Source organism: Allgaiera indica (assembly GCF_900106675.1).
Classification (GTDB): Bacteria; Pseudomonadota; Alphaproteobacteria; order Rhodobacterales; family Rhodobacteraceae; genus Acidimangrovimonas; species Acidimangrovimonas indica.
The window spans coordinates 1-13,338 of the sequence record NZ_FNOB01000014.1 but is presented as its reverse complement, the minus strand read 5'-3'; the positions used below and the strand labels follow the sequence as shown (position 1 = coordinate 13,338).

10 protein-coding genes and 2 pseudogenes are annotated in these 13,338 nt (G+C 63.0%); 7 read left to right on the top strand and 5 right to left on the bottom strand.

What is annotated here, in order from left to right; all coding sequences use genetic code 11:
- The first annotated feature begins 131 nt into the window (after window positions 1–131).
- Window positions 132–1,007: an IclR family transcriptional regulator gene (locus BLV97_RS13235; protein ID WP_051646344.1), complete on the top strand. Its 876-nt coding sequence runs from the start codon at window positions 132–134 to the stop codon at window positions 1,005–1,007.
- Here BLV97_RS13235 and BLV97_RS13230 read toward each other — a convergent pair.
- The gene (locus tag BLV97_RS13230; RefSeq protein WP_143037536.1) at window positions 972–1,160 is read right to left on the bottom strand and encodes a hypothetical protein; all 189 of its coding nucleotides are present in this window, start codon (window positions 1,158–1,160) and stop codon (window positions 972–974) included. The genes BLV97_RS13235 and BLV97_RS13230 overlap by 36 nt on opposite strands.
- A gap of 775 nt (window positions 1,161–1,935) precedes the next feature.
- On the opposite strand from BLV97_RS13230, the gene BLV97_RS13225 reads away from it, so the two are divergent.
- Both BLV97_RS13225 and BLV97_RS13220 read left to right on the top strand, forming a co-directional pair.
- Entirely contained in the window at window positions 1,936–3,705 is a 1,770-nt protein-coding gene (locus BLV97_RS13225; protein ID WP_035846911.1) for a thiamine pyrophosphate-requiring protein, read from the top strand.
- Window position 3,706: 1 nt separating this feature from the next.
- Window positions 3,707–4,807 (top strand): enolase C-terminal domain-like protein, encoded by a 1,101-nt coding sequence (locus BLV97_RS13220; protein ID WP_035846908.1) that lies wholly within the window; start codon window positions 3,707–3,709, stop codon window positions 4,805–4,807.
- A 40-nt stretch (window positions 4,808–4,847) separates the two neighbouring features.
- On the opposite strand, the gene BLV97_RS13215 is transcribed toward BLV97_RS13220, so the two are convergent.
- Window positions 4,848–5,213 (bottom strand): sensory rhodopsin transducer, encoded by a 366-nt coding sequence (locus tag BLV97_RS13215; protein ID WP_035846905.1) that lies wholly within the window; start codon window positions 5,211–5,213, stop codon window positions 4,848–4,850.
- Between the two features lie 206 nt (window positions 5,214–5,419).
- Between BLV97_RS13215 and BLV97_RS13210 the strand changes: the two genes are divergently transcribed.
- The 4 genes and pseudogenes from BLV97_RS13210 to BLV97_RS13195 all read left to right on the top strand — a co-directional run.
- The gene (locus BLV97_RS13210; RefSeq protein WP_051646343.1) at window positions 5,420–6,400 is read left to right on the top strand and encodes a hypothetical protein; all 981 of its coding nucleotides are present in this window, start codon (window positions 5,420–5,422) and stop codon (window positions 6,398–6,400) included.
- On the top strand, window positions 6,397–7,023 hold the full coding sequence (locus BLV97_RS13205; RefSeq protein WP_035846903.1) for a gluconate 2-dehydrogenase subunit 3 family protein: 627 nt from the start codon (window positions 6,397–6,399) through the stop codon (window positions 7,021–7,023). Before BLV97_RS13210 ends, BLV97_RS13205 begins: the two co-directional genes overlap by 4 nt.
- Window positions 7,020–8,684 (top strand): GMC family oxidoreductase, encoded by a 1,665-nt coding sequence (locus tag BLV97_RS13200; RefSeq protein ID WP_035846901.1) that lies wholly within the window; start codon window positions 7,020–7,022, stop codon window positions 8,682–8,684. Before BLV97_RS13205 ends, BLV97_RS13200 begins: the two co-directional genes overlap by 4 nt.
- 107 nt (window positions 8,685–8,791) lie before the next feature.
- Window positions 8,792–9,799, top strand: a pseudogene (locus BLV97_RS13195) (SDR family oxidoreductase); the annotation flags it as partial.
- Window positions 9,800–9,879: 80 nt separating this feature from the next.
- Here the strand turns inward: BLV97_RS13195 and BLV97_RS13190 are convergent.
- From BLV97_RS13190 to BLV97_RS20790, 3 genes and pseudogenes are all read right to left on the bottom strand, one after another.
- Complete coding sequence (locus BLV97_RS13190) at window positions 9,880–11,775, bottom strand: glycoside hydrolase family 15 protein (RefSeq protein ID WP_176992656.1); 1,896 nt, start codon at window positions 11,773–11,775, stop codon at window positions 9,880–9,882.
- 302 nt (window positions 11,776–12,077) lie between these two features.
- Complete coding sequence (locus BLV97_RS13185; RefSeq protein WP_244521026.1) at window positions 12,078–13,145, bottom strand: IS630 family transposase; 1,068 nt, start codon at window positions 13,143–13,145, stop codon at window positions 12,078–12,080.
- A gap of 110 nt (window positions 13,146–13,255) precedes the next feature.
- Window positions 13,256–13,338, bottom strand: a pseudogene (locus BLV97_RS20790) (IS5/IS1182 family transposase); the annotation flags it as partial.

Below are 13,338 nucleotides of genomic sequence, written 5' to 3'. Positions count from 1 at the left end.
TCTATATTGCGAATACCATTCTTCAAAGAGAAAATTGACATGCCCGGCATCATGGGGGTAGGCCCCCCGGAAGCAATGCATCAAGCGGGAAGGACGGCGCCCCTACGGTGGCGCGCAAAGGGGGGGAAGGCATGGAAAAGCCACAAGCTCTTGCAGGGGGCATCCACGCCGAGGACGGAACCGGACATGATACGCATGGCCGCGCCACGACCGGAGGCAAAGGTGGCACCGACGGCGGGCGCGGTTCGACGAAGTATGTGGGCGCGGTCGAGAACGCCGTGGCGATCCTTCGCTTTCTCACCCATCACCACGGCCCCGCGGGGGTGGCGCGGATCGCGCGCGACTGCGGGCTGAACGTGTCGACAAGCTTCAACATCCTGCGCACGCTGGCCAAGGAGGGTCTTGTCTCTTTCGACCAGGAATCAAAGGAATACCGGCCCGCCCTCGGCCTACTGGAATTCTCGGTGCCGCTTCTGGGGACCAGCCAGACCGATCTGATCCGGCCGCGGCTGGAACGGCTGTCGCAGACCCACCGTGCGCTGATCGGGCTGTGGAAGGTGACGTCGTTCGACCGCATCGTTCTGGTCGACCGAGTGGTCGAGGGCCGGGTGGTGCGGGTCGACATGTCGCTCGGCGCGCGGCTTCCGGCCTTCGTCGGCGCCATCGGGCGCTGCGTGGCGGCCACCCGCGACCTGTCCGAGGCCGAGCTTCGCCGCGCCTTCGACGCGCTTCGCTGGCAAAAGACACCAAGCTTCGCCGAATACTCCGCCGACGTGGCGCGGGCGCGCTCCGACGGTTTTGCGCTGGACCGCGGCAACCTGTTCCAAGGCGTCGACATCGCCGCATCCGCAGTGCGCGATACCGAGGGCACGGCGCGGCTGGGCCTGTCCGGCATCGCCATCGCCGGGCAGCTTGACGAGGGCGAATTGCAGGCGCTCGCCCGCGACCTGCACCAGACCGCGGGCGCGCTGTCAGGCCTGCTTTACGGGCGCGACGCCGGAGCCTGAGCCAAGGCTCAGCACCTTGCGAACGGCAGGCGCCCCGCGGCCCGCGCCTTGGCTTTCTTTCGCGTCGTCCGGTGCGCCTGTCCAGTTGATCACAAACTGGGCCAGGGTCACCATCGCGGCAAGCTTGCCGTCGCCGCGGGTCACCTTCACCACCCGCACCATCGTGGTACGGCCCCGCGCGATCTGGGCGGTCGCCCTATCCCCTGTTGGGCTCAGTCGTGGCGCTCCTCCCCGGGGCGGCAGCACGCCCTCACCCGCGTTTGGGGACCAGACCTAGATCAGCCGCTGGCCGGACAGCAAAGCATTTCAGCTATGGCGATGCACCGTGGCTTTGACAGTTCCCGGCCGAGACGGCATTTATCGTAGGAGAACGCCCATCGTTTCCGATCAGAACTAAGGGCGGCTCTCTCATCAAGGTCAGGATCCATGGGCAACCATCTGGCCGGCAAGTATTTCCGGCGCGATCCACTCGGCCGTTCCTGTCCCCACGATATGGTGTCTAATCCCAAGCAGCGACCCAGCGACTGCTATTGCGGTCATGACAGGCAGCTTCACCGAAGAACCGGTGGTTGCGATCGCGTAGTTAGCCCATGACGATCACGATTCAGAAGCAATCCATCTGCACGCAGGCCACCGGTCCCTGCGGCGCGAGAAAGCTCTATCGCTGTGCCCCAGCGGCTTCATGGTTGGCCAAACCGTGAAGGCAGCTAGAAGAACAAGCAATACGATGCGTAGCTCCGTCGCGGTCTGTTGGAGTGGGCCGCGGGCGAAGGCCCGGACTTGATCGACCGTCCATTTCGGTCCGGCCAATGGACGGGAACGGCGCGCTCGACCGGATTGTCACATTATATTGCACAATGTTGCAGGAACTTTGGTTTTGTTTCCGCGCTTCTCCCCGACTGCGAACTAGCCCACGGAGGAGCTTTCCATGTCCGAAACAGTAGCGGATTTCATGCTGACCCGCCTCAAGCAGTGGGGAATCACCCGGATTTATGGGTTCCCTGGCGACGGGATAAGCGGACTTGTGGCAGCGCTTGGACGTGACGACGAGATCGAGTTCGTCCAGACCCGGCATGAGGAAAGCGCGGCCTTCATGGCAGCGGCTCACGCGAAATGGACCGGCGAGGTCGGTTGCTGCCTCGCGACCTCGGGACCGGGCGCGATACATTTGCTCAACGGTCTGTACGACGCGAAGCTCGACCATCAGCCCGTTGTCGCGATTGTTGGACAACAGAGTCGAAACGCGCTTGGCGGCAATTACCAGCAGGAAGTCGACCTGCAATCTCTCTTCAAGGATGTCGCCGGGGAATACGTCCAGACGATGATGGCGCCGGGTCAGGCACGGCACCTGATCGACAGAGCGATCCGCATCGCGCAGGCTCGGCGCAGCGTGACCTGTGTGATCGCGCCGAACGATGTCCAAGAGAGCCCGGCGGTAGAGACCCCGCCCCACGCTCATGGCACAGTCCACAGCGGCGTGGGCTATCAGACCCCGCGCCTGCTGCCCGCCGAGAAGGACATCACCGCCGCCGCCGATATTCTCAATGCCGGCGAAAGAGTCGCGATCCTCATCGGCGCGGGGGCCGCCGGTGCCGCCGATCAGGTAGCGCGGTTAGCCGATACCTTGGGAACGGGGGTCGCCAAAGCGCTGCTTGGGAAGGCCGCCATGCCCGATGATCTGCCCTATGTGACGGGTTCGATCGGGTTGCTCGGCACCAAGGCGACGGACTGGATGATGCGAAATTGCGATACGCTGCTGATGATCGGCTCGCGCTTTCCCTATTCCGAATTCCTGCCACAAGAGGGCGACGTCAAGGCGGTTCAGATCGACCTCGACCCGACGATGATGTCGATCCGGTACCCGATGGACGTGAACCTTGCAGGAGACGCGGCGGACACGATCGAGGCGCTGCTGCCGCACCTCAAGCAAAAGACGGATCGGGACTGGCGCGACAAGATCGAGAAGAACGTGCAAGAATGGTGGGACGGCGTTGAGAAACGCTCTCGCGAAAGCGCTGATCCGATCAACCCCGAACGCCTGTTTTGGGAGGCGTCTTCGCGTCTGCCCGATCGTGCGATCCTGAGCGCCGATTCCGGCAGTTCGGCGAACTGGCTCGCACGGGCGATCAAGATACGCAAGGGTATGAAGGCATCCCTTTCGGGAACGCTGGCAACAATGTGCCCGGGCGTTCCATACGCGGTGGCCGCGAAATTCTGCTACCCCGACCGCACGGCGGTGGCCTTCGTCGGCGACGGCGCGATGCAGATGCTCGGCATAACGGATCTGATCACGGTCGCCAAATACTGGCGCGAGTGGTCCGATCCGCGCCTCGTGGTCTGTGTGCTTGCGAACCAGGACCTCAACCAGGTGACATGGGAACTGCGCGCCATGGCAAACTCGCCGCGCGTTGCCAAAACCCAGGATGTGCCGGATGTGGACATGGCCGCCTATGCCGAAATTCTCGGCCTGAACGGTATCCGCGTCGAGAAGGCCGATGACATCGGCCCAGCATGGGAACGCGCCTTCTCGGCCGATCGTCCCACGGTGATACATGCCGTGGTTGACCCGGACGTGCCCACCCTTCCACCGCACATCACCATGGACCAGGCGAAATCCTTCATGAACGCCATGCTGCACGGCGATACCGAAACGGCCGGCATTATCAAGCAAACGATCAAACGGGTCGTGGACCGTTGAAATGGGAAGCTCTTCTGCACCCAAGATCGAGACGATCGAAACGACGGTCCTGACATTTCCGACCGATGCGCCGGAATCTGATGGCACGCTGAAATGGGATTCGACCACGATGGTTCTGGTCGAGATTTCGGCCGGCGAGAAAACCGGCATCGGCTATACCTACGGTATGTCCGCGATCGCCGCGATCGTGCGGGATTCGCTTGCCCCGCTGATCGAGGGCGGCGATCCGATGGACATCGCCGCCCTGTGGCTGAAAATGGTCGAAGCTATGCGCAACAATGGTCGCGGGGCCGCGATCGCCATGGCGATCGCGGCGATTGACAATGCGCTTTGGGATCTGAAAGGCAAGCTTCTGGATCAGCCGGTGGCGGCCTTGCTGGGAAGGGCGCGCGAAGAGATCCCTGCCTATGGTTCCGGCGGCTTCACCTCCTACGACGATCATCAGATGACCGAGCAGCTCGGCGGTTGGGCAAGCGCGGGTTTCGGTATGGTGAAGATCAAGGTCGGCCGCGCGCCGGAAAGAGACCCCCACCGCTTGGGTGTCGCGCGACAGGCGATCGGATCGGATGTCGCCCTGTTCATGGATGCCAACGGCGCCCAAAACCGAAAGGAGGCGCTGATGTTGGCAGAGCGGGCAGCCGAGTTCAGCGTCGCATGGAACGAAGAGCCGGTATCGTCCGACGATCTGTCCGGTCTTCGACTTCTGCGCGATCGCGGTCCGGCCGGGATGCAGATCACCGCAGGCGAATACGGCTACGACATCATGTATTTCCGGCGCATGTTAGAGGCCGGCGCCGTCGACGTGCTTCAGGCGGACGCGACGCGCTGCGCGGGGATCACCGGCTTCATGGGGGTGGCTGCGTTGTCGGCCGCGCACCAGACGCCCCTCTCGGCTCATTGTGCCCCGGCGCTGCATCTTCATGTCTGCCTCGCTGCGCTGCCCGCAGTGCATCTCGAATGGTTTCACGATCATGTCAGAATCGAGGACATGCTGTTCGATGGCGCCCCGGTTCCTCGCGGCGGAAAACTGCGCGACAATGGCTTGCCGGGACTTGGCATCACGGTACGGCCCGATGTGGCAGAGCGCTACCGTGTCGGCTGAGCGCGCCGTCCATCCGGGGTATGGCTCCGGGCGCGGCGTCTCAGCCGGGCGCGGCGAGTGTGCTGAACAGCGCGTTCTCCGCCTGCCGGGAATCGAGCCTGGTATGTTGCACGACCACGGGCACATCCGCGGTTATCACGCAGGCATATCCCAAGTTCGTCGGCACCGGCGGATCGAGATCATTGATGCGCTGATGAACGGTACGCATCGCGGGGACGGTCAAACGATACGGGCCGGCCGGCGGGCGATCCTCGAAGTAGAGCATGAGTTCCACCCGCGCATCCGTCGGACCCGCGTTGAGGATGTTCACGGATTCATGGCTGACCATCTCGGGTTCGGGGCCGTGGCTCCAGGCGGGCAGATATCCGTCGGCGATTGCCCATCGGCGATGTCCTATCGGCTCCATGCTTCATGGTCTCCTTCCTCGCTCCGCCCGCTCAACACTCTCGGGCTGAAACGGTTCCCCGGGATCGGCACCCGAACCGGTCAACACTTCATCGCGTCATTGCAACGTAGCGGAATGAAACCGGCGGCGCGGTTCGGTGTTTCACCTTTCAGCGGGTCCGCAACGTCGATGGAGCTATCCGAAACACCACGCGGGAGGTACGGGTGATGAAAGACAGCAATATTTCCGATCTGCTGACGAAACGCACCGGGCGGCCGGTTGCCGGCTCTGGAATCGGACTGGTGGCTGCCACGGCTGCGCTGAGTTTCATTGCCGCCGGGCTGGCCGCACGCCGCCCCGACCCCCATCCACGCGGCCTTGCAAAGCGCGCGCCGGCCAAGCGCGAAGCACTGCGCCTAAGCCGCGACGGCGCGGCGATCATGGGCAGCAGCGTGCTTCTGGACAGCGCGCTAGAGCATCTGCGCGGCGACTTCCGGCGTGATGAAATGTATATTGCCCCGCTCGCCGGCGCGGCCTCGATGGCGGCTGCAATGGCAGAGCCGCGCCAAAACGCGGCTGGCCGGGCGCTCGAGGGGGTCCATATTGCATCCTTCACGACCGGCCTCATGGGCATGGGGTTCCATCTGGGAAATGTCCTGCGACGGCCGGGGGGCATTTCGTGGAACAACCTGTTTTACGCCGCGCCGCTTGGCGCGCCCGGGGCGCTTATCATGAGCGGGCTGATCGGGATGGTGACACATCAGATGGCACGGTCCTCCGGGCGCGAGCGGCGCCACGGCCGCCAGCTTGCCGCGCTGACGGCAACGGCAATGCTGGCCGAAACGGCCGAGGTTGCCTTGTTGCATTTCCGCGGAGCCTACCACGATCCGGCGATGTATCTTCCGGCAACACTTCCGCCCGTCGCCGCGGTCGGCCTTCTGGCCGAGTCGCTGTCGCCGCGCAAGCGCCGCCGGGGTCCGCTGAAGCTTCTGCTGCGTGCGGTTGAGGCGCTTGGCTATATCGGTACGGCGTTCCACGCGCTCGGCGTCGCGCGTAATTCCGGTGGCTGGAAGAACTGGCGCCAGACGACATTGGCGGGTCCACCAATGCCTGCGCCGATCAGCTTTGCGGGGCTTGGGAAATCGGGACGCGCGGCGCTCGACCTGCTCGACGTGGCCGAAGACCGCGAAGGGGGCCGTGCGCGATGACAGGTCCATTCCGCACGCCCTATCCGGGCTACGACATACTGGACAAATGGGCCTCGCCTTCCTTCGACGATGCCACTCGCAACGTGTTGCGACTTCGGCGCGTCCCGCCGCCGCGACGCTTTCTGTCCGAGGAGCGGTACTCCACACTCCAGGCGCTCTGCGCCACCGTCATACCCCAACGCCGCGCCCGGCCTGTGGAAATCGCTCCCTGGATCGACGCCGCCCTGCACGAAAACCGCGGTACGGGGACACGGTTCGCGGTCATGCCGCCCGACCGCGAAGCCTGGCCGCTAGGGCTGGATGCGATCGATGCGGAAGCGCAGGCCACCCATGACGGCAAGGGCTTTTCCGACTTGCCGTCAACCGATCGGGGCCGTCTGCTGAAGGCCATTGACGCGGACAAGCTGCGGGCACGCCAAGCCTGGCACGACATGCCGGCAGGCAAGTTCTTCCGCGCAATCGCGCTCAAGCAGATCGTCCAGTTCTACTATTCTCAGCCCGCCGCCATGAGCGAGATCGGTTATGGCGGACCCGCCGCGCCGCGGGGCTATGTGCGGCTGACCGCCAGCGGCATCGACCCCTGGGAAGCGCCTTTCGGAAACTGGAAGGAGGAGCGGAAATGACCCGCCCCATCGGACAACATGCGCCCGAGGCCGAAACCGAGCCACGCGCAGTCGATGGCCGGGCGCCGGACGTCTTCTCTTCTAGGGGCTATGTCCCCATGCGCGAGTTCAGGACAGAGGACGAAGTCGATTTCGTGATCGTGGGTGCCGGCTGTGGCGGCTCTGTGCTGGCAGCGAAACTGGCCGAGGCCGGCATGTCCGTGGTGCTGTTCGAGGCAGGGCCCTTCTTCCGCCCGCTATCCGATTTCGCCTCGGACGAATACGAACAGGAAAAGCTTTACTGGCTGGATCCGCGGATCTCCGACGGCGACGATCCGATCGAGTTCGGCGCGAACAACTCGGGACAGGCCGTGGGCGGTAGCAGCGTGCATTTCCAGATGGTGTCGCTGCGCTTTCGTCCGGAATGGTTCAAGGCCCGCACGAAGCTTGGATACGGGAAGGATTGGCCGGTCGACTGGCGCGAGATGTGGAAATACTACGCCGAGGTCGAGGCGGCGTTGAAGATTTCAGGGCCGATCCGATACCCGTGGGGGCCACCGCGGGGCCGCTATCCCTATCGCGCACACGAGGTAAACGAAGCCGGCCTCGTGCTGGCGCGCGGGGCCGAGGCCCTGGGGGTCGGCTGGACGCCGACACCGCTTTGCACGGTGTCGGCGCCGCGCGGCAAGTCCCCCCCCTGCGCCTATCGAGGCATGTGCAAGATCGGCTGTTCCGTCAATGCCAAGCAAAGCATGCTTATCACTTATGTCCCGCGCGCCATCCGCGCCGGGGCGGAGGTGCGTGATCTTGCGATGGTCGGCCGGGTCGAGACTGCCAGTGACGGGCGGGCAACCGGCGTTTCCTACCACCGCGGCGGGGCTTGGATGCATCAGAAGGCGCGCAACGTCGTGCTCGCGGGTTATTCGATCGAGACGCCGCGTCTGATGCTGAACTCCGACACCGCCCGGCATTCGCAAGGGCTTGCCAATTCGAACGGCCTGGTCGGGCGCAACCTGATGGTTCACTCCAACCACGCCGTCTGGGCCAAGTTCGACGAAGAAATACGTTGGTACAAGGGACCGCCCTCGATGGCGACCTGCGAACATTGGAACTATGCCGACGACGATCCGAGCAAGGATTTCGACGGTGGCTATTCCTTCATGAGTCAAGGTCCCCTGCCTGGCGATTTCGCTGGCACCCTGACCTCGGCCAGTGGCCTCTTCGGAGATGACCTGCTCAAGGCTATGGGTGACTACAATCGCATGGCGGGGCTGAAAATCGTCGGCGAGACGATGCCCTCCCCCGACAATCGGGTCATGTTGTCGGACGAGCTGGACGATCTTGGCCTGCCGCGCCCCAGGGTCACGTTCTCGTTTTGCGAAAACGACAAGCGGTTGCAGAGACATTCGCTTGATTTCATGTCGAAGATGCTGACAGCGGCCGGAGGACAGAACCTTCTGGAGACATCGAGCACGGCGCATCTCATGGGTGGCTGCGCGATGGGCGACGACCCGGAAACCTCTGTCACCGATGACATGGGCCGATGCTGGGATGTCGACAATCTCTGGATCTGCGACGGCTCACTGATGCCGACCGCGGGGGGGGTCAATCCGGCCATGACGATCCTGGCCAATTCCGCCCGGATCGCCGATCGCATCATCGCGTCGCGCGGTAACCTTTGAAATCGGTCAGCACGAGCGCCTCGTTCGGGCCGCACGAACATATTCGAAGCCGAAGAACGAAAGCCCGCCATGTCTTTTGAACGCGGAGCGAACAAGCAAAGGAGTTTTCCATGACCAACATCGTAATCACAGGTGCATCGGCCGGCGTCGGTCGCGCGGTGGTCCGCCGCTTTGCCGAGACCGGCAACAACCTTACGTTGATCGCCCGGAACGAGACCCGGCTAAAGGCAGCGGCAGAGGAAGTCCGCAAGGCCGGAGGGAATGCGCTGATCATGCCGCTCGACGTCGCCGATGCCGACGCGCTCGACCATGCCGCCGACGAAGCCGAGAAGGCATTCGGCCCGATCGACATATGGATCAACGTCGCTATGGTGACGGTGATCTCACCGGTCGCGAAGATGACGCCCGAAGAATACCGCCGGGTGACGGAGGTGACCTATCTGGGCACGGTGAATGGAACGCTCTCGGCGCTCAAGCGCTTCAATCGTCGCGGGCGCGGGACAATCGTCCAGACTGGTTCGGCGCTTGCCTATCGTGCGGTGCCGCTGCAATCGGCCTATTGCGCCGCCAAGGCGGCAATCGTGGGGTTTACCGACAGCCTGCGAACAGAACTCCTCCATGATAAATCAAACGTGAAGATCACGGTGTGCCACCTGCCGGCGGTCAATACGCCGCAATTCGACTGGGCGCGCAACAAAATGCCCAACCGGCCCCGGCCCGTTGCCCCGGTATTCGACCCCGAACTCATCGCCGACGGCATCTATCACGCGGCGTTCCATCCGAAACGCGAATACTGGCTCGGCTTTTCGTCCGTGAAGGCCATCATGTCGGAAAAGATCTCGCCCGCGGCCGGCGACGCCCTCCTTGCGAGAACTGGCTACTCGGGTCAACAGACCGACGAAGCCGACGATCCCGATCGCCCCGACAACCTGTTCAAGACCGTCGAAGGCGATTGGGCGGCCGAGGGCCGGTTCGGCGACGAGGCAGAGGAAAGCTCGGCCGCGATCTGGACAAGCGAACACGGAGGCTCGCGCCTGTTCGGCGGCGCGGCGTTGGCCATGGCGGCGATCGTGGCGTTGGGAACCTTCGCCATCACTGGCCCGCGGCGCGGCTGAAGGGCTGGCCGCTTTGGCGCGGCCCCCCATTTCCCAGCCCTCCAATTCCCCGGCCGCGTCGAATCCGCGCTCGACCACCGCTACCCCTTTTTCGGGAAGCGCGCCTCGCCGGAGGCTTCCGCCAGCGCGGAGATCGCCGCGATCATGCCCGCATGCGAAAGACCCTGCGGGAAATTTCCAAGCTGAAGGCCTGCGTCGGGATCATATTCCTCGGACATCAGCCCCAGGTCGTTGGCCGCCGCCAGCATCGCCTCGATCTGCGCTTCGGCCTCTTCAAGCCGCCCGGCGCGTGCAAGGTAATCGGCCGCCCAGAACCCGCAGACGTTGAAGGTGGCCTCGCGCCCCTCAAGGCCATCTACGCCATCGGCATAGCGCCGCAGATGGGCGCCGTTCCCAAGCCGCTCGCGAATCCTGTCATAGGTCGCGACCATCCGGGGGTCGTCGGCCTCGATGATGCCGATACGCGGCAGTAGAAGGACGCTGGCATCCAGCCAGTCCGACCCAAGCGCCCCCGCGAAGGCGCCGATTTCATCATGCCAGGCTTCGCGCAGCACGACATCCCGGATCTCATCACGTTCCTGCCGAAAGCGGTCCACATCTTCCGAGACAGCGCCGAGTTCGGCCAGCTTCACCAGGCTGTCGAGCGCAGCCCAACACATCGCTTTGGAATAGGTGTGGTGACGCCTCGGATCCGGCATTTCCCAGATGCCGTTGTCGGGCAGCGTCCACTGGTCCATCACCACTTCGCCGAAACGGACCACGCGCACGGCCTCACCCGGATGCAGGTGGCCGCCCTTCTGAACGTAAGAGAACGCTGTCATCAGTATGGAACCATACGCGTCTAGCTGAAGCTGCGTCGACGCGCCATTGCCAAGCTGAACCGGCGCGGATGCTTTGTAGCCCTCAAGCGTCCGCAGATTCCGCAGACCGATCTTGCTGTCGCGATGCACCGTGTAAAGCGTCTCGAGATATGGCGCGGAGGTGCGGCTGGCAGCCATCAGCCAGCGAAAGAAGGCGCCGGCTTCCTCGGTGAGACCCTGGTCGAGGAAAGCGTTTAGGACAAAATAGGAATCCCGCAGCCAGCAATAACGATAGTCGTAGTTCCGGGTGCCACCAATAACTTCGGGCAGGCCCATCGTCGGGGATGCGATCACCGCCCCCGTAGGGGCATGGACCAGCAGCGACAGGACCATCAGGCTGGTCTTCATCTGCGCGGCAAAGGGCCCCTCGTAACTGTCGGCAAATCCGCGCTCTGCCCAGGTCGCGCGGGTCCGCCCAAGGCTCTGACGCGCCTCCGCAAGGCTCGTCACATAGCCCTCGCCGCCCTGAGTCACCGACAGGGTGACATAATGGTGCTCATTCTCCGCAACCATCACCTCTGCCTCAAGGAAACCGCGCCGTGTGTTCGCCAGTTCCACACTTCCGTCGATCACCACGATGTCTCCGTCGTGGCGAAACCACCAGCGGCCCGCTCCGTCACGTTCGAACTTGGGAAGTTCGGCCCCGTATTGAAGCCGCGGGCCAAGGCTGATCCGCATCAGCGCGCTGCCCTCCTTCCCATCGATCAGACGAACAATGGTGCGCCCGAAACTTGCCGCCTGCGCAAGGTCGCGGGGAAGGATCATGAAATCCGTCACCTCGACCTCGGCATCGCGCGAACGGTGGGCCGTGGTCAGGATCGGTGCCTCCGGGTCGTAGCGGCGCTCGGTCGTCGCCGCGCCTCCGTCGCGCGCCGCCAGCGCGATCTGGAAATATCCCCCCCTGTACTGGTCGGCTAGCCGGCAAAACAGCGTGTCATCGTCGAAATCGGGACCACAGAACCAGTCGATCGACCCGTCCCGCGCCACAAGTGCCGCAGTCCGCGTATCTCCTATGATCGCGTAATCGCCGATCGGAAGATATCCGTTGCGTTCCGGCAGGAAACCAGTCGCGTAAGGCTTCTCCCCGTCTGCCTGACTGCGGACCGGCTTCTTCATCATCTCTCCTTGCAGATCCATGGATCCCATTGTGAGCTGCCGGTTGGAGAACCGGCACGCTCGCTCAAAGGTTCCCTGACAAGGACGTGACCGCTTCCGCTGCCGAACTGCCGCGCAGCCAGTCGCGGTCGTGCGCGCCGGACCGCGGGTCCAAGCCGCCTGCCCACGGTGGGCACGATGGGAAGGACAACATTCGCGGCTCTCCCCTCGGCTTCCCGCAATATCGATCAAGGGAGGCAGAGGAAGGGAACACACCTACAGCCAATAGCGTTAATTAGAGGATTTTATAACATATACCGCCTTTACTTCAAAACCCGAAAGTTCTCGTGGGTGATGACGCGGAAGTTGTCTGACACCTTGTCGCGGAATTTTCGCCATTCCTGCGGGATGGTTTCACGCATGAATGCAAGGATGGCGTCGGCGAACTGCTTCTGACTTGGGTAGTAGCGATTGTGGGTAACGTATTGATGCAAGACGGCCCAAAGCCGCTCAATCGGGTTGAGATGAGGGCAGTAGGGCGGCAGCTGGATCAGATGGATACGGCAAGCTGTCCTGGCGAGGAAGGCTCTGACATCGGGCCCTTTGTGGTAGGCAGCGTTGTCCCAGATGACATGAATGATGCGCTTGTCAGGGTTGCGCGCTTCGATCTTGGTCAGAAGCTGCACAGCACTGACCCCATCAACGGTGGTGGGCTCGACAAAGGGTGCATCGAAGGTTTCGAGGTTTACAGCTCCATGAATGTTCACACGACCGCGCCCTGCTGTGCTGAGAACCGCTGGATTTGATCCCACCTTCACCCAGCCAAATGCAGGCTTGGTCTGGTATTCCGGATGCACCGCATCGGCGAAGTAGACGGCTTCATCTGCTGGCAACTCACGCATCAGGCGCTCGTAGAATGCGATGAAAGCGGCCTGCTTTTCCGCTGATGCCACGCGCGGCAGGGGCTTGGGCTTGCGGTATTCAAAGCCCAGTCGGGCCAGAAGTTTGATGCAGCCAGAATGGGAATAGTTCAGACCGCACTCAGCTGCGACATGGGCCCTGATCTCGACCGTCGAGCGACAGAAGCGCGCTTCCATCCAAGCGCACAACGCAGCCTCCTGTGCCTGCGTCATACGGGATTGACCGCCTTTCCAGCCGTCGAAGGCAAGCGCATCCCAACCATCTTGCAGGTAGGTTTTATGCCAGCCCCGGATGGTATCGTCGTCCAGATACAGAAAATCCGAAATCTCTTGGCAGGATTTGCCGTCGTCCAGCAGCAGGATCGCATTTGCCCGGCGGGCAATACCGTGGTCCTCGCGCTGGCGACGCACGCAAGCCTCAAGCTCGAGGCGGTCTGCTGAGGAAAGAAACCCAGGGCGGATCATAGGCATAGCTGAATCGTTCCACGCCCAGCCGTCAAGACATCAAATTCGGCTTCCGCAGGACTCGGAGTATATTTTTCAACAATTGTGCGCTCTGTGCACGTAGCTAGGGTGAGGACTCATAGCCAATAGATGACAGTTGCGGCAAGGGCGATGGCTGAGAGGAAGACCTTCGGACATCTATCGTATCGTGTTGCGACAC